At 65.7% G+C, this 14,845-nt stretch carries 14 protein-coding genes and 1 pseudogene; 7 read left to right on the top strand and 8 right to left on the bottom strand.

Translation table 11 applies throughout. The features are described from left to right. Window positions 1–45: 45 nt before the first annotated feature. Window positions 46–1,977: a cytochrome c/FTR1 family iron permease gene (locus ABE459_RS20290; protein WP_323831682.1), complete on the bottom strand. Its 1,932-nt coding sequence runs from the start codon at window positions 1,975–1,977 to the stop codon at window positions 46–48. Window positions 1,978–2,272: 295 nt separating this feature from the next. Here ABE459_RS20290 and ABE459_RS20285 point away from each other — a divergent pair, with 295 nt between their 5' ends. From ABE459_RS20285 to ABE459_RS20270, 4 genes are read left to right on the top strand one after another with little or no spacing between them, the layout of a single operon-like run. Further along, entirely contained in the window at window positions 2,273–3,664 is a 1,392-nt protein-coding gene (locus tag ABE459_RS20285; RefSeq protein WP_323831684.1) for a hypothetical protein, read from the top strand. 15 nt (window positions 3,665–3,679) lie between these two features. After that, window positions 3,680–4,036 carry a YcfL family protein gene (locus ABE459_RS20280; RefSeq protein ID WP_110992057.1) on the top strand — a complete coding sequence of 119 codons (357 nt, stop codon included), beginning with the start codon at window positions 3,680–3,682 and terminating at the stop codon, window positions 4,034–4,036. A 21-nt stretch (window positions 4,037–4,057) separates the two neighbouring features. Next, window positions 4,058–4,645, top strand: a complete 588-nt coding sequence (gene lpoB / locus ABE459_RS20275) for a penicillin-binding protein activator LpoB (RefSeq protein ID WP_125466012.1) — start codon at window positions 4,058–4,060, stop codon at window positions 4,643–4,645. Window positions 4,646–4,648: 3 nt separating this feature from the next. Then, on the top strand, window positions 4,649–5,392 hold the full coding sequence (locus tag ABE459_RS20270) for a penicillin-binding protein activator LpoB (protein ID WP_125466013.1): 744 nt from the start codon (window positions 4,649–4,651) through the stop codon (window positions 5,390–5,392). A gap of 445 nt (window positions 5,393–5,837) precedes the next feature. Here ABE459_RS20270 and ABE459_RS20265 read toward each other — a convergent pair. The 7 genes and pseudogenes from ABE459_RS20265 to ABE459_RS20235 all read right to left on the bottom strand — a co-directional run bounded on the left by ABE459_RS20265 (window position 5,838) and on the right by ABE459_RS20235 (window position 12,512). After that, window positions 5,838–6,293 (bottom strand): annotated as a pseudogene (locus ABE459_RS20265) (transposase). Window positions 6,294–6,455: 162 nt separating this feature from the next. Continuing rightward, window positions 6,456–7,874: a TolC family protein gene (locus ABE459_RS20260; RefSeq protein ID WP_323831686.1), complete on the bottom strand. Its 1,419-nt coding sequence runs from the start codon at window positions 7,872–7,874 to the stop codon at window positions 6,456–6,458. Continuing rightward, window positions 7,871–8,746, bottom strand: coding sequence for an HlyD family secretion protein (locus tag ABE459_RS20255; protein ID WP_110992052.1), 876 nt, complete (start codon window positions 8,744–8,746; stop codon window positions 7,871–7,873). Before ABE459_RS20255 ends, ABE459_RS20260 begins: the two co-directional genes overlap by 4 nt. Continuing rightward, on the bottom strand, window positions 8,743–8,955 hold the full coding sequence (locus tag ABE459_RS20250; RefSeq protein ID WP_110992051.1) for a DUF1656 domain-containing protein: 213 nt from the start codon (window positions 8,953–8,955) through the stop codon (window positions 8,743–8,745). The genes ABE459_RS20255 and ABE459_RS20250 overlap by 4 nt, the downstream gene beginning before the upstream one ends. Continuing rightward, window positions 8,952–11,039: an FUSC family protein gene (locus tag ABE459_RS20245; protein ID WP_323831688.1), complete on the bottom strand. Its 2,088-nt coding sequence runs from the start codon at window positions 11,037–11,039 to the stop codon at window positions 8,952–8,954. The genes ABE459_RS20250 and ABE459_RS20245 overlap by 4 nt, the downstream gene beginning before the upstream one ends. Next, window positions 11,036–11,473, bottom strand: a complete 438-nt coding sequence (locus ABE459_RS20240; protein WP_125466017.1) for a MarR family transcriptional regulator — start codon at window positions 11,471–11,473, stop codon at window positions 11,036–11,038. Before ABE459_RS20240 ends, ABE459_RS20245 begins: the two co-directional genes overlap by 4 nt. 127 nt (window positions 11,474–11,600) lie before the next feature. Beyond that, a complete protein-coding gene (locus ABE459_RS20235) occupies window positions 11,601–12,512 on the bottom strand; it encodes a LysR substrate-binding domain-containing protein (protein WP_125861054.1) in 912 nt (303 codons plus the stop codon). Between the two features lie 130 nt (window positions 12,513–12,642). On the opposite strand from ABE459_RS20235, the gene ycaC reads away from it, so the two are divergent. The 3 genes from ycaC (at window position 12,643) to ABE459_RS20220 (ending at window position 14,764) form a co-directional block, all read left to right on the top strand. Continuing rightward, window positions 12,643–13,272, top strand: coding sequence for an isochorismate family cysteine hydrolase YcaC (gene ycaC / locus ABE459_RS20230; RefSeq protein WP_110992047.1), 630 nt, complete (start codon window positions 12,643–12,645; stop codon window positions 13,270–13,272). Between the two features lie 70 nt (window positions 13,273–13,342). Continuing rightward, a complete protein-coding gene (locus ABE459_RS20225) occupies window positions 13,343–13,903 on the top strand; it encodes an antibiotic biosynthesis monooxygenase (protein ID WP_258705351.1) in 561 nt (186 codons plus the stop codon). A gap of 42 nt (window positions 13,904–13,945) precedes the next feature. Continuing rightward, a complete protein-coding gene (locus ABE459_RS20220; protein ID WP_323831691.1) occupies window positions 13,946–14,764 on the top strand; it encodes an alpha/beta hydrolase in 819 nt (272 codons plus the stop codon). The last annotated feature ends 81 nt before the right edge of the window (window positions 14,765–14,845 follow it).

Below are 14,845 nucleotides of genomic sequence, written 5' to 3'. Positions count from 1 at the left end.
GTCCCTGTGGGAGCGGGTTTACCCGCGAAGAAGCCAACACCAATTTCAGTTGGCTGTTGCCCGGCGCTTCTCGGCCAACCGGCTACGCCCATACAGGAACACGATGGCCAGCAACGCCAGCGCCTGCGCGCCCAGCGAGTAGGCATCGGCATGAATGCCCAGCCAGTCGAACTCGAAGAACGCCACCGGCCGTGTACCCAGCACGCCGGCCTCCTGCAGCGCCTTGACGCCATGCCCGGCAAAAATCACCGACAACGCGCACAGCAAGGCCGCGTTAATGCTGAAGAACAGCGCCAACGGCAATTTCGCCGAGCCGCGCAGGATCACCCAGGCCAGGCCCACCAGCAGCACCAGCGCCGTGGCACCGCCCGCCAGCACCGCCTGGTGCCCGGCAGGTCCCGCCTGCAGCCACAGGGTTTCGTAGAACAGGATCACTTCGAACAGCTCGCGGTACACCGAGAAGAACGCCAGCAGGGCAAAACCGAAACGCCCGCCACCGCTGACCAGGCTGCTCTTGATGTAGTTCTGCCAGGCGGCGGCGTGGCGGCGGTCGTGCATCCACACGCCCAGCCACAACACCATCACCGAGGCGAACAGCGCCGTGCAGCCTTCAAGCAGCTCGCGCTGGGCACCGCCCACGTTGATCACATAGGCCGCCAGGGCCCAGGTGGCGAAGCCGGCGACCAGCGCCAGGCCCCAGCCGATGTTGACGCTGCGCACCGCCGACTGCTGGCCGGTGTTACGCAGGAAGGCCAGCACCGCCGCCAGCACCAGGATCGCTTCCAGACCCTCGCGCAGCAGGATAAGCAGGCCGGAGATGTAACTCAGCGACCAGCTCAGGCCATCGCTGCCCAGCAGTTTGGAGGCTTGCTTGAGCTTGGCCTTCGCGGCGTCCAGGCGCTGTTCGGCCTGGGCCAGCGGCAAGCCGTCCTGCAGCGACTGACGGTAGGCCATCAGCGACTTCTCGGTGTCCTTGCGCACCTGGGCGTCGATATTGTCGAGGGAGCTTTCGACCAGCTCGAAGCCTTCCAGGTAGGCCGCCACCGACAGGTCATAGGCCTGGTCGTGGTCGCCGGCGCGGTAGGCCGCCAGGCTCTTGTCCAGGGTGCTGGCGGTGTAGTCGAGCAACTGCGACGGGCCACGCTTGGCCTGCGGCGGCTTGGCACGCTGGGCACGGAAGGCCGCCACGGCATCGGGGCCCTCTTTTTCAGCCACTTCGGCGGGCGTCTGGCGGGCCAGGTCGGCAATGTTCCAGGCCTTGTCGCCCATGGCCACCTGCGGGTCGGCGCTGAAGCTGGCGATATAGGCCGCCACGTCCCAGCGCTGACGCTCGTCGAGCTGGTCGGCGAACGACGGCATCTCGGTGCCTTCGATCCCCAGGCCAAGGGTGTTGTACAGGTCGTACAGGCTCAGCTGGTCGAGCCGCGCAACGTTGCGCAGGTTGGCCGGTGGCGGCTCGAGGCCCAGGCCGGCCGGGCCGTCACCCAGCCCGGTATCACCGTGGCAGATCGAGCAGTTCTGCGCGTACAGCGCCGCACCGCGGGCCGGGTCGGGGGTGATGATCGGCGCCTGGCTGACCTCGTAGGCCACCGCCAGGCGGGCACCCAGCTGGCGGGCCTGGCGGGCGACACCAGCACCCTCCTGGCGCTGCTCGATGGCCTGGCGCAGGCCCTGCACACCCTGTTCCAGCGCGGCGCGCTCTGGGTTGTCCGGCAGGCCCTTGACCAGCTCGGCCAGTACCCCGCTGAACTCCTGCTGCTCGCGGTATTCGCTGGTGTCCACCACCTTGCCGTCACGCACCGTCGGTGGGTAATCGGCGCCAATGTAGTCCAGCAGATGCAGGGCCTTGGTCGCATCGGCGGGGGCCTCTGCCTGCGCCAGGGCGCTGCACAGCAGCAGCACCGGGGCGAGCAGCACGGCAAGCAGGCGGGAACGGGAATTCATGGCCAGTCTCGATGTAAATACGAAAGCGAACATTGTTCACTTCCACTCTGTATCCCTCAAGCTTCAGGGGCAGATTTCATGAAAAATCTTGCTACAAAATCTCCCGGCATCCTCGCCGTCCTCGCCAGGATCTTTACGACGGCGGGCCTGTCACATGGGCAGTAAAGGCACATGGCCATTAAAACGCCGCCACTTTGCGTATAATGCCGCCCATTCGTAATAGCCATTGGCAATCAATGTGCCTTTACCCAAAGGATCTGGCCCGGCCAGAGGGCCCCGCCGCCCCGCTACAGCGGCTGCAACATGCTCCAGGGAATGAAAACCTCCGATGGCACCCCGCGTCCTGATCCTGGCAACCCTCTTCACCCTCCTGCAAATCAGCGGCTGCTCGGTGTTTCGCAGCTACGACAGCGAAATGCAGGCAACCAACCAGCAACTGGCCGCGGGCAATGTCGACGCCGCGCTGGCCCTGCTGGAAAGCCACAACACCCGCGAACAGAAGGACCTGCTCTACTACCTGGAGAAAGGTGAACTGCTGCGCTCGAAGGGCGACCTGGCAGGCAGCCAGGCAGCCTGGCGCTCGGCCGACAGCGTGGTGGTGCAGTGGGAAGAGGCTGTGCGCCTGGACACCGACAAGTACCTCAGCCAGTTCGGCAGCTACGTGGTCAACGACAAGGTCCGCCGCTACGAAGGCTACGACTACGAAAAAGTCATGCTGACCACGCAGATGGCCCTGAACCTGCTGGCCCAGAACGACTTCGACGGTGCCCGCGTGGCGATCCGCAAGAGCCACGAACGCGAAGCGATCATCGCCGAGCTGCGCGACAAGGCGTACCTCAAGCGTGAAGAGCAGGCACAGGAAGACGGCATCAAGACCGAAGTCGCCGACCTCAAGGGCTATCCGGTCGCCACCCTCGACGCCCCCGAGGTGGTCAACCTCAAGAACAGCTACCAGAGCGCCTTCAGCCACTATCTGGCCGGCTTCGTCTACGAGGCCCTGGGCGAAAAAGGGCTGGCCGCGCCGGGTTACCGCATGGCCGCCGAGCTACGCCCGAAAACACCGCTGCTGGAGCAGGCCCTGCTGCAGCTGGACGGCAACAGCGCCACCCCGGCAGAGAGCGACGTGCTGTTCGTGGTGCAGAGCGGCCTGGCGCCAGCCCGCGATTCCATGAGCATCCCCCTGCCCCTGGTAATCGATGAAAACCTGGTGATTACCCCGCTGTCGTTCCCGATCATTCGCGAAGACCGCTCCACCGCGCACCTGGATGCCCTGCAGCTCGACGGCAGGCCCCTGGCCCTGACCTTGCTCAACAGCACCAGCGCCATGTCGCGCCGGGCCTTGCGCGATGACATGCCCGGCATCATCCTGCGCACCAGCGCGCGCGCCGTCTCGCGCACCTTGGCGCAGAAGAAGCTGAACGAGAAGGACCCGCTGGCCGGCCTGATCTTCGGCATCGCGTCGATGGTGCTGGAGAATGCCGATACCCGCACCTGGCGCACCCTGCCCGACCAGACCCAAGTGGCCCGCCTGCGGCTGAAGCCCGGCGAGCACCAACTGAGCCTGCCGGCGGTACTGGGCGGGGCCTCGATCAACGTGAAGATCGACCGCCCCTATCAGGTGGTCAGCCTGCGCGTGGTCGGCAACCAGGTGTTCGCCAGCGGCCCGGCCGTCCAGGTCGCGCCCACCACCACGGCCGCCACCGTGGTCAGCCTCAAGTAACCTCAAGGATCGAACATGCGCAGAACCTGCCTCGCCCTGCTCACCGCCGCCTTGCTGGCCGGTTGCTCCAACACCGAAACCGCCGCCAGCAAGGTCGTGACCATGGGCCAGTTGGACGATATCGAAGTCCATCAGATGCGGGTCGCCCGCGAGAATGGCTTCCTCACCGTCAACGTGGCGCTGAACAACACCAGCCGCAGCAACCAGACCCTGTTCTACCGCTTCGCCTGGCTGGACGACAGCGGCTTCCCCGTGGCCGACGAAGAAGGCTGGAAGGCCCTGCCGCTGTATGGCAAGCAGGCCAAGTTCCTGCCCGCCATCGCGCCGACCCCCAAGGCCACCGACTTCCGCTTCGAAGCCCACACCCGGTAACCCCTTTCAGGAGCACCCTGCATGTTTGCACGCCTTTCCCTCGCCGCCGTCGCCATCGCCCTGGTCAGCGGCTGCAGCACCCCGTCGCCGGTCCTCGGCGGCAAGAACATCAGCTACGGCGACAGCAAGGCGGTCGAGCTGATCACCAACGAGTTCGGCTCCACCGACCTGCAGATGATCGCCGAGAGCATGACCCGTTCCCTGGCCCAGTCCGGCGTGCTGCGCGGCCGCCCGGTGGTGCAGGTGTACGACGTGAAGAACAAGACCAGCGAGTACATCGATACCCGCGAGATCACCACCACCATCAAGACCCAGCTGATGAAGTCCGGCACCGCCCGCTTCGCCAGCGACAACACCGACATGCAGAGCCAGGTCGACCAGCTCAAGCTGCAGAACCAGAGCGGCCTGTACAAGAAGAACACGGTGGCCAAGACCGGCAACATGATCGCCGCCAGATACCGCCTGGAAGGCTCGATCAGCTCCATCGTCAAACGCAGCAGCGACTACAAGGACGTGTTCTACAAGTTCAGCCTGCAGCTGGTCGACGTGGAAAGCGGCCTGGCCGAGTGGATGGACGAAAAAGAAATCCGCAAGACCACGGAGCGCTGACCGATGCGTGCATGGATGGCAATCATTGGCCTGGCCTGCGCCTTCGGCGCGCAGGCGGCCCCCAAGGTGGCGGTGACCGACCTGGCCTACGAGGCGCAGGTTCAGGAGTACATCCACAGCGTCAACGCCCACAACAGCGGGCAGTCGAGCATGTACAACGCCAGCCAGTCGTCGAGCTACAGCGAGTACGAAAGCAGCAAGAGCTACATCCAGCAGGCTGAGTTGCGCAAGTTCGGCGGCGACATCAAGGGCGAAATCCTCAAGACCGGCATGTTCGAGCTGATCCAGGGCAAGCCCTACACCGCCGAGGCCGAGGAAGACGTGTACGACGTGATCCGCCGGATCAAGAACGGCGCGTTTGCAGGCGCCGACTACGTGCTGTTCGGCACCCTGTCGGACATCGACTTCCAGGAGGACGTCAACGCCCTGGACCACACCGACAGTTATTCGAAGGTGCTGGGGCTGAGCGTGACCGCCGACTTCAGCCTGATCGATACCCGCACCTTGCAGATCACCTCGGCGTTCACCGCCATGGGTGAGGGGCAGGACATCAAGCTGATGAAAAGCCAGGACCGCCGCGTGAGCCTGAACCGCCCGAAGGTGGTGCGCGAAGTGTCGAAGGCGCTGGGGGAAGATGTGGCGCAGCAGTTGGCCGATCAGTTGGGCGGTGTCGGGCCAGGCCAGCCACGCCCGCCACGGGTGCGGGACAAGCTGCCGCCGGATGAGCCGGCGCGGATTTTGAACTGACTGGGGAGCGCGTCAAGGCCACCAGGTGCTCGCCGAGATCCTTGCAGCGCTTATGAGATCGAGCGCCGCCCGCGCGGCGCATCGCTGGCAAGTCGCAGCGGCGAACCGCAGCTCCCACATCTGTTTCGGGCCAATTACTCCTGCATGTTCATCACTGTCCGCCTTTTTGGTACGACGCGGTTTCTGTGTGGGCGTTGCCGCCGCTGCGCATGACTCAAGACATGCACCAAGGCAGGCGCCGGTACTTTCACAGGAATAATTGGCCCGAAACAAACTGTGGGAGCTGGCTTGCCAGCGATGCGCCGCGCGGGCGGCGCTCGATCTCATAGGCGCCACAAGAGCTGTGGCAAGCACCTGCATGCCCTGATGCAATCAACTGCCAGGCACCTGGCGGCCCTGATGCGATAAGGGCCATTGGGCCAGCACTGACAACACAGGCAACTGCTCAGAGCCAGATGGCGTCCCAATGGGGATAGTCTCCAACCCGCTCAACCAACCCTGCCCGCTTGGGATTCATGACGATGTAGCGCGCAACAGCCTGCACATCCTCTTCCCGCCGCAACGCGCGATCATGAAACCCCTACTGCCAAAGACGCCCCGCACGCCCCTGATAGCCATTGATCATCCGGGTACTGCGCGACTTGATCCGTCGCATCAGCGTTTTCAGGTCCCCGCGTCCAAGTTCCACGAGCCAGTGAAAATGATCCGGCATCACCACCCAGGCCAGTGATCGGGCGATGCCCTCCGCCTCCGCGACACGCAACTGCGCGATCAACAGCCGGGCCGAGCGGAAGTCGGCCAGGTACGGTGCCCGGTTCAGGGTCTTGGTGGTCAGCAGATAGAGCCTACCGGGCTCTGAGAAACGGCCACGCCTCAGTTGGCTGGAATGGGGACTGTCCATGTGCCTACTCCTGTTTTGGGCAGGTCAGGCTAATGCGTTGAGTCCGCTTGGAGCAAAAAGGAGTGGGACCTGATGTTTCAGTGATGCCCCCATCGCTGGCAAGCCAGCTCCCACAAGGGCTGCAGTGATCTCTGTGGGAGCTGGCTTGCCAGCGATTTTCCCTCAAGGTTTGCCACTACCCTTCCACCCCCCACCCAACGCCAGAAACACCCCAATCTGCCCCATCGCCACCTGACTATTCGCCGCGGCCAGCTGCGCCCGTACATCGGTATAAGTCCGCGTCGCCTGCAGATCAGCCAGGAACGACTCACGCCCCACCTGATAACGCAGATGCGTCTGGTCCGCCGACTCTTTCGCCGAACGCTCAGCCTCAGCCAGCGCATCACGCCGATCGAGCAAGGCGCTGTACTGCGCCAGCCGCGTCTGTGTCTCACGAATGGCGTTCAGCACCACCCCATCGAACTGCGCCAACGCCGCCTGGGTCGAGGCCTCGGCCATGCGAATGCGCGCACGGGTGCCATTGGTGGGGATGTTCCAACTGATCTGCGGGCCAAAGCCCCAACGGTTGGTGGACGGCTCACCGAGGTTTTCAAGAATGCCAATGGTGCCCACCTGTGCACCAATGCTGATATCCGGGTACAGCGCGCCAGTGGCCACGCCGATATTCGCGGTCGCTGCCGCCAACTGGCGCTCGGCCTGACGCACATCGGGCCGGCGTTTGAGCAAGGCGGCGCCATCACCCACCGGGATCAACTGCGCAAGGTGCGGCAGCTCGGCGCAATCGGCAGTACCCGCCGGCAACTGCTCGACCGGCTTGGCCAGCAGCGCAGCCAAGGTGTACAGGCCCGTTTCGCGCTCGGCCTTGAAGCGCGGCAGTTCTGCCCGCAGCGACTTGAACTGGGTCTGCGAGCGGGTGACCTGGGTCTCGTCGCCGCGGCCAGCGTCGCGCAAGCGCTGTGTCAGTTGCACGCCCTGCTGCTGCAGCTCCAGCGACTCACGGGCAATGTGGTACTCCTCGTTGGCCGAACACACCTGGGTGTAGGCCTTGACCACATCGGCCACCAAGGTGATGCGTGCGGTGTCGGCAGCGGCCTGCACCGCGTCGGCGTTGGCCTTGGCGGCCTCGGTGCCACGCTTGAAGGTGCCCCACAGGTCGAACTGGTAGCTGACGCTCAGCAGCGCCTCGCCGATATTGGCCACCGGCACTTTCTCCGGCAGCAGGAAGGCTTCGCCGGACTCCTGCAAGCGCTGGGCACCGGCCTTGATGCCGCCATTGAAACCGCCCTGGGACTCGGCCACTTCCACCTGGGCACGGGCCTTGGCGATGTTGGCGGCGGCCACGCGCAATTCGGTGTTGGCGCTCAGGGCCTGGCGCACCAGTTCGTTGAGGCGTTGATCCTGGTACAGCTGCCACCAGTCCTCGGGCACCGGTGCCGACACCACGCTGTCGGCATCCTGGCGCAACGGGCCGTTGAGGTCGCTGCGCTGCACGGCGGCGTCCTTGGGCACTTGGTAGTTGGGCCCGACCATCATGCAGGCGCCGAGGGACAGGCTAAGCCCCACCAGGATCAGCTGCTTCATGGGCGCTGGCCCTCGATGATCGACACCGTGGCAGTGCGCCCGGCAATCATGCGGAAGTCCGCCGGCACCTCGTCGAAGGTGATGCGCACCGGAATCCGCTGGGCCAGACGCACCCAGCTGAACGCCGGGTTGACGTTGGGCAGCAGGTTGGCGCCGCTGCTGCGGTCGCGGTCCTCGATGCCGGCGGACAGGCTTTCGACCCGGCCGCGCAGGCGGGTATTGTCGCCCATCACGCGGATGTCCACGGCATCGCCGATGTGGATGCCACCGAGCTTGGTCTCTTCGAAATAGCCATCGACGTGGTACGAGGCGCTGTCGACCACCGACAGTACCGGGCGGCCGGCGCTGACGAACTCGTGGGCGCGCGGGGCGCGGTCGTTGAGGTAACCGTCCACCGGGCTGCGCACCACCGAACGGTCGAGGTTGAGCTGGGCCAGGTCCACCTGCACCTGGGCCTGATTGACCGCCGAGCGGGCGCGGGCCTCGCGCGACTGGCTCTCTTCCAGCTGCTCGGCCGCCACCAGGTTGCCCAGCTTGCGGTTGCGCTGCGCCTCGCGGGAGGCCTGGGCCAGGGTTTCCTGGCGCTCGGCCAGGGTCGCCTTGGCCTGGCGCAGGGCCAGGCTGAAGCGGTCCTGGTCGATGGTGAACAGCACGTCGCCGCGCTTGATGGTCTGGTTGTCGCGCACCTCGACCTTCTGGATCAGCCCGGACACATCCGGGGCGATCTGGATCACGTCGGCACGGATGTGCCCGTCGCGGGTCCAGGGGGCGAACATGTAGTACACCACCATCTGCCACACGAGCACGGCGGCGAAGGTCACTACCAGCAAGGTCAGGACCACGCGGCCCAGGGTCAGCAAAGGTTTTTTCATGGCAGCATCAGGCTTCGGCAAAAGTGGTCGACCGCGCCCAGCAGCACGGCATACAGGGCAACGTTGAACAGCGCCCGGTGCCAGACCAGGCGGTAGAAATGCACGCGCACCAGCAGCGCGTGCACCCCCAGGAACAACAGGTAGGTCGCAAACATCATCACCAGCAGCGTGGGCAGGAACACCCCGCTGATATCCAGTTCACCTATCACAGGGGCGCTCCATCGAGGCCGGGGGGCAGTTGCGTTTGTTCAGTGGGTTCGAGCATCACCTCCACCCCCGGCAACAGGGCCAGGCGCAGGCCACTCAGGGCATGCAGCAGGTGGGTGCGGGCATCGCCGCGCTCGTACAGTTCGTCCAGGTTCAGCGCCAGGCGCGCCCGCTCCATGTTGCGCAGCAGCGCTGCCGGGGCATGCAGGCGTTCGCCGGCGCGCAGGCAGGCGGCGTAGTGGCCGCCGACCTCTTCGATCACCGTCTGCAGGCGCTCGCGGGCCTGGCTGCCAGCGCGCGGCAGGTAGGCCAGCAGGTCGAGCAGGTTCAGCCCCACGCGCAGGTCGCGCAGCGCCACGCCGCTGTCCTGGCCGGTCTGTGACAGGCGCGGCAGGTGCTGCATCAGGCGGTCGAGCATCTGCACGCCGACCTGGCGGTGTTCGGCGAGGGTGGCCGGCGCGGTCATCTCGACGATGTCGCGCCAGGCGAAGCGGGTCATGCGCTTGGCCGCCAGCTCCACGCCGAACGGGCGCACCACGATGGTCCAGAGGAAGGCGAACAGCAGCCCCACCGGCCCCGCCAGGTTGGCGTTGAGGAAGGTGAAGAAGTCGGCGTCGTAGGCGCCCTGGATGCTGATGAAGGTCGAGGTGTTGACGATGGTCAGCAAGGTGCCCAGGTAGAAACGCGGCTGCACGGTGAGGGTGCCGACGCAGATGAACGGCACGGCAAAGGCCAGCACCAGCATGGCGAAGTCATGCAGGTTGGGCAGTACCAGGAACAGGTACAGGCTGGAGAAGATCACCGACATCAAGGTCCAGAAGAAGAACCGGTAGATCTGCGGCGCCGGGTCGTCCATGGCGGCGAAGAAACTGCACGACACCGCGGCGAGGATCACCGCGCTGGCGCCGTCGTTCCAGCCCAGGCCGATCCACAGGCCGCAGGCGACGACGATGGCGGTGACGGTGGAGAACACCGAGTAGAGCATCAGGCCACGGTCGAAGAAGGGGGTCAGCCGGCCCAGCCGCCAGTGCCGATACACCGCCCGCCAGGGCTTGGCGTCGTCGCTGCGCAGGGCGTGCTGCAGGGTGCAGCAGTCCTGCCACAGGTCGGCCCACTCGGTCAGGCGGTAGAGCGCATTGGACAACAGCAGCTCGGCGCGCTGGTCGAGGGCGGCGGCGCCGGGTTGCAGGCGGTCGATCTGCTCGTGCAGGGCGGTCCAGCGGGCCACCGAGGCGCTGTCGGCGGTGCCCTTGAGCCATTCGCGGGCGGCCGTCAGCACCGGCTGCAACTGGGCGAACTGCACAGGGGCGCGGCCTTCGAGGGCGATCAGGGCGTCGTCGAGGGCGTCGATCACCGGCAGCAAGTGGATCATCCGCCCGCGCAGTTCGCGGGCGTTCTTCAAGGTGTGCGGGCCTGCGCCTTCGTGGCCGAGCTGGCCGATCATCAGCTCCAGCGAGTTGAAAGTGGTAACCATCGCCCCGCGCATGCCGCCGACCTTGTCGGCGCTGGCTTCGCAGGCCAGGTAGGTATCGCTGTAGCGGATCGCCTCGCTGAACCAGCTGCCGGTCGCGCCCACCACCACCGGCGCCAGCCGGCGCGGCCAGAACACCGCGCCGACCACCGCCGCGCAGACGATGCCCAGGCAGATTTCCTGGGCCCGGGACGAGGCCACGTCGAACACCGCCAGCGGGTTGTCGACCACGGCCAGGGCGATCATCGGCATCGTGTAGCCGGCCAGCATCAGCACGTAGTTGTTGGCGGTGCGCAGGTTCAGCGAGAGGAACAGCAGGGTGCCGGTCCACAGCGCGACGGCGATGCTCAGCAGCAACGGCGACTGCACCAGCAGCGGCACGAAAAAGATCGCCGCACCCGCGCCCAGCAGTGTGCCGAGTGCACGGTACAGCGCCTTGGAGGTGGTGGGGCCGAGGAATGGGCTGGAGACGATATACACCGTGGCCATCGCCCAGTACGGGCGCGGCAACTGCATCAGCAGGGCGATGTACAGGGCGATCATGGACGCGGCGAAGGTGCGCACGCCGTAGAACCAGTCGCGGGCCGGGGGCACCGAGCTGAAGAAGCCGCTCATGGGGTGAGGCCCGCGTCTTCGAACACCCGGATCACCCGCAGGGTGGCTTCCAGGTCGGCCTGGTCGATGCCCTGCAGCAATTCGCGGCGCAGGCGCACCAGTTCGCCTTCGATCGACTCGGCCAGGGCGCGGCCCGTGGCGGTCAGGCTCAGGGCCTTGGCACGGCGGTCCAGCGGGTCCTCGCTGCGCAGCACCAGGCCCGCCTTGCACAGCTGGTCGAGCAGGCGCACCAGCGACGGGCTTTCCAGGCCGGCGGCCTGGGCCACCGCCACCTGGTGCACGCCATCGCCCAGGCGCACGATCATCAGCAACGGCACGGCGCAGGCTTCGGAGATGCCATAGCCGGTCAAGGCGCCCTGGCACAGGCGACGCCAATGCCGGGCGGCCACGACCATGCCGCTGCTAATTTTCATGTGCAGAGCGTCAAGTGACATAAGAGGAACCGAGGATATTCATAGTTTGCTAACTATCAATATACGCCCTGCCCTCCCCCTGCCGTCAACCGGGCCTGACCGCAGGCGAAGATGAAAAGTTGTTCATCCTCGCGCCAGACCCGCGCCGTCAGGCCATGTCGCTGGTGGCGAATTCCTCGGCCAGGTGGTCGATCAGCGCGCGCACCGACGGCAACAACCCGCGCCGTGACGGGAAGATCGCATGGACGATGCCGCAGCGCGGGTGCCATTGCGGCAGCAGCTCCACCAGCCTGCCCGCCGCCAGGTCCTCACGCACCGCCACCCGTGGCAGGTGGGCGATGCCCACCCCGGCCACCACGAAATGGCGCAGGGCAAACAGGTCGTCGCTGACCATGCGCGGCGTGTGCGGGATGACCAGGCTGTGCTGCTGGTCCTCGCCCTGGAACAGCTCCCACTGGTATTCGCGCTGGGCGCCGCCCCAGTGCAGGCTGGGCAGCGTGCCCAGTTGCTGCGGGTCGAAGCCCGCCGGCAGCTGTTCGAGGAACGCGGGGTGCCCGACCAGGCACTGGGTGCTGTTGCTCAGCACCTTCATCACCATGTCGGTGTTCTCCAGCGGCGGGAAGCGCACCCGCAGCGCCAGGTCGAAGCCTTCGTGCAGCAAGTCGACGCGGCGGTTGGTGCTCTCGATGAACAGCTCCACCTGTGGGTACTTGAGCATGTAGCGGGTGAGCATCGGCCCGACCCAGGAATTGAGCAGGGTGGTCGGGCAACTGATGCGCACCAGCCCGCGCGGCTCGCTGCGGTTGCGCTCGATGATTTCGGCGGCGCCCTCGGCCTCCACGCGCATGGCCAGGCAACGGTTGTAGTAGGCCTGGCCGATCTCGGTCAGCGAACAGTGCCGGCTGGTGCGGTGCAGCAGGCGCACGCCCAGGCGCTCCTCCAGGTCGGCGATGCGCCGGCTGAGCTTGGACTTGGGCATGTCCAGCGCCCGCCCGGCCGGGGCGAAGCCGCCGTGCTCCACCACTTGGGTGAAGTAGTACAGGGAGTTGAGGTCTTCCATTGATCGTTCACCAAATAGAACGCTAGAGGCAATTTTTGCAGTCTACCGCGCCAAAGGTGATGAATCTAATCTTTGCTCATCAACGCGAAACACCCCACCCAGTGAACGACACACCCTAAGGAGCACGACCATGGCTAACTTCAAATACAACCGCCTGAACAAAGACGACGCCGCCGTACTGCTGGTGGATCACCAGGCTGGCCTGCTGTCGCTGGTGCGCGACATCGAGCCGGACCGCTTCAAGAACAACGTGCTGGCCCTGGCCGACCTGGCCAAGTACTTCAACCTGCCGACCATCCTCACCACCAGCTTCGAGCAAGGCCCCAACGGCCCGCTGGTACCGGAACTCAAGGCCCTGTTCCCCGACGCGCCGTACATCGCCCGCCCTGGCCAGATCAACGCCTGGGACAACGAAGACTTCGTCAAGGCCGTGAAAGCCACCGGCAAGAAGCAACTGATCATCGCCGGCGTGGTAACCGAGGTATGCGTGGCCTTCCCGGCGCTGGCGGCCCTGGAAGAAGAGTTCGAAGTGTTCGTGGTGACCGACGCCTCCGGCACCTTCAACGAAATGACCCGCGACGCGGCGCATGACCGCATGAGCCAGGCCGGCGCGCAACTGATGACCTGGTTCGGCGTGGCCTGTGAGCTGCACCGCGACTGGCGCAACGACGTTGAAGGCCTGGCCGCGCTGTTCAGCAACCACATCCCTGACTACCGCAACCTGATGACCAGCTACAACACCCTGACCGCCGGCAAGTAACCCGCCAGTCGCCTGGCGCCCCAGTGGCGCCAGGTCACCCAGTCAACGCAGCTCACGCCAGGGCCCGCCGATGAACACTCCGCACAACCGCAACGTCGTCACGCTGGTGATCCAGCACAAGGTTCGCGCCCAGGCGCTGGCGCCCTACGAGGCTTGGCTCAAGCATGCGGTGAGCACCGCACGCCAGCAGCCGGGCCACCTGGACGTCAACGTGATCCGCCCGGACGACGGTGGCCGGCAGTTCACCACCATCGTGCGGTTCGCCGACGCCGACCTGCTGCAGGCCTGGGTCAACTCGGCCGAGCGCCAGGCGCTGGTCAGCGAAGTACTGCCACTGCTTGAAGAGGGCGACCAGACCCAGGTGCATGACGACCCGGAGTTCTGGTTCACCCCACCCAGCACCCGCGCCGCGCCACCGCCGCGCTGGAAGCAGGCCGTGCTGACCTACCTGGTGATCTGCCCCATGACCCTGCTGATCCCGCAACTGCTGGCGCCGTTGTTCGCCCGCTACCCGCTGCTGGGCGGCCCGATCAGCGGCAACCTGATCAGCAACCTGTTCGTCATCCTGCCCGTGGTGTTCTACATCATGCCCTGGGTGACCCGCCGCTGCGCCGCCTGGCTGCGTGGCTGAAAGTTTTCTCACTGCCTCACTCGAATTTCAGGAGATACCGACATGAGCACACTCGTTACCCGCGATGGCACCTCGATCCACTACAAGGACTGGGGCAGTGGCAAACCCGTCCTGTTCAGCCATGGCTGGCCACTGGACGCCGACATGTGGGATTCGCAGATGGAGTACCTGGCCAGCCGCGGCTACCGCACCATCGCGTTCGACCGCCGGGGTTTCGGGCGCTCCAGCCAGCCTTGGAGCGGGTATGACTACGACACCTTCGCCGATGACATCGCCCAGTTGATCGAACACCTCGACCTGCGCGAGGTGACCTTGGTGGGCTTCTCCATGGGCGGTGGCGACGTCAGCCGTTATATCGCCAGGCACGGCAGCGAGCGCATCGCCGGCCTGGTGTTGCTGGGTGCGGTAACGCCGGTGTTCGGCAAGCGCGACGACAACCCGGACGGTGTCGACAGTGCGGTCTTCGACGGCATCAAGGCCGGCCTGCGGGCAGACCGGGCGCAGTTCATCGCCGACTTCGCCACGCCCTTCTATGGCATCAACCATGGCCAGCAGGTGTCCCAGGGCGTGCAGACCCAGACCTTGAACATTGCGTTGCTGGCGTCGATCAAAGGCACCCTGGACTGCGTGACCGCTTTCTCCGAAACCGATTTCCGCCCGGACATGGCCAAGATCGACGTGCCGACCCTGGTCATCCACGGTGACGACGACCAGATCGTGCCGTTCGAGAGCACTGGCAGGAAAGCTGCAGAGCTGATCCGCGGTGCCGAGCTGAAGGTGTACGCAGGGGCGCCCCATGGCTTTGCCGTGACCCATGCGCAGCAGCTCAATGAAGACCTGCTGGCCTTCCTGAATCGCTGAAAAGCAGGGGCCGCTATGCGGCCCATCGCCCGCGAAACCCCGCCCCCCACGGGGGTGGCATCAAGTGGGGGGCCGCCGGCC

Origin of the sequence: Pseudomonas sp. TWI923, assembly GCF_039673365.1 — a bacterium.
In the GTDB taxonomy this organism is placed as follows: Bacteria; Pseudomonadota; Gammaproteobacteria; order Pseudomonadales; family Pseudomonadaceae; genus Aquipseudomonas; species Aquipseudomonas sichuanensis.
This window is presented reverse-complemented; position numbering and strand designations above follow the sequence as displayed.

What these genes read in the sequence shown, in the direction of transcription:
- ABE459_RS20285 (WP_323831684.1), top strand. Translation starts at nt 2,273, where the DNA reads ATGGCACCCCGCGTCCTGATCCTGGCAACCCTCTTCACCCTCCTGCAA.
- ABE459_RS20240 (WP_125466017.1), bottom strand. Translation starts at nt 11,473, where the DNA reads ATGTCACTTGACGCTCTGCACATGAAAATTAGCAGCGGCATGGTCGTG.
- ABE459_RS20260 (WP_323831686.1), bottom strand. Translation starts at nt 7,874, where the DNA reads ATGAAGCAGCTGATCCTGGTGGGGCTTAGCCTGTCCCTCGGCGCCTGC.
- ABE459_RS20270 (WP_125466013.1), top strand. Translation starts at nt 4,649, where the DNA reads ATGCGTGCATGGATGGCAATCATTGGCCTGGCCTGCGCCTTCGGCGCG.
- ABE459_RS20290 (WP_323831682.1), bottom strand. Translation starts at nt 1,977, where the DNA reads ATGTTCGCTTTCGTATTTACATCGAGACTGGCCATGAATTCCCGTTCC.
- ABE459_RS20220 (WP_323831691.1), top strand. Translation starts at nt 13,946, where the DNA reads ATGAGCACACTCGTTACCCGCGATGGCACCTCGATCCACTACAAGGAC.
- ABE459_RS20235 (WP_125861054.1), bottom strand. Translation starts at nt 12,512, where the DNA reads ATGGAAGACCTCAACTCCCTGTACTACTTCACCCAAGTGGTGGAGCAC.
- ABE459_RS20245 (WP_323831688.1), bottom strand. Translation starts at nt 11,039, where the DNA reads ATGAGCGGCTTCTTCAGCTCGGTGCCCCCGGCCCGCGACTGGTTCTAC.
- lpoB (WP_125466012.1), top strand. Translation starts at nt 4,058, where the DNA reads ATGTTTGCACGCCTTTCCCTCGCCGCCGTCGCCATCGCCCTGGTCAGC.
- ABE459_RS20225 (WP_258705351.1), top strand. Translation starts at nt 13,343, where the DNA reads ATGAACACTCCGCACAACCGCAACGTCGTCACGCTGGTGATCCAGCAC.
- ABE459_RS20255 (WP_110992052.1), bottom strand. Translation starts at nt 8,746, where the DNA reads ATGAAAAAACCTTTGCTGACCCTGGGCCGCGTGGTCCTGACCTTGCTG.
- ycaC (WP_110992047.1), top strand. Translation starts at nt 12,643, where the DNA reads ATGGCTAACTTCAAATACAACCGCCTGAACAAAGACGACGCCGCCGTA.
- ABE459_RS20280 (WP_110992057.1), top strand. Translation starts at nt 3,680, where the DNA reads ATGCGCAGAACCTGCCTCGCCCTGCTCACCGCCGCCTTGCTGGCCGGT.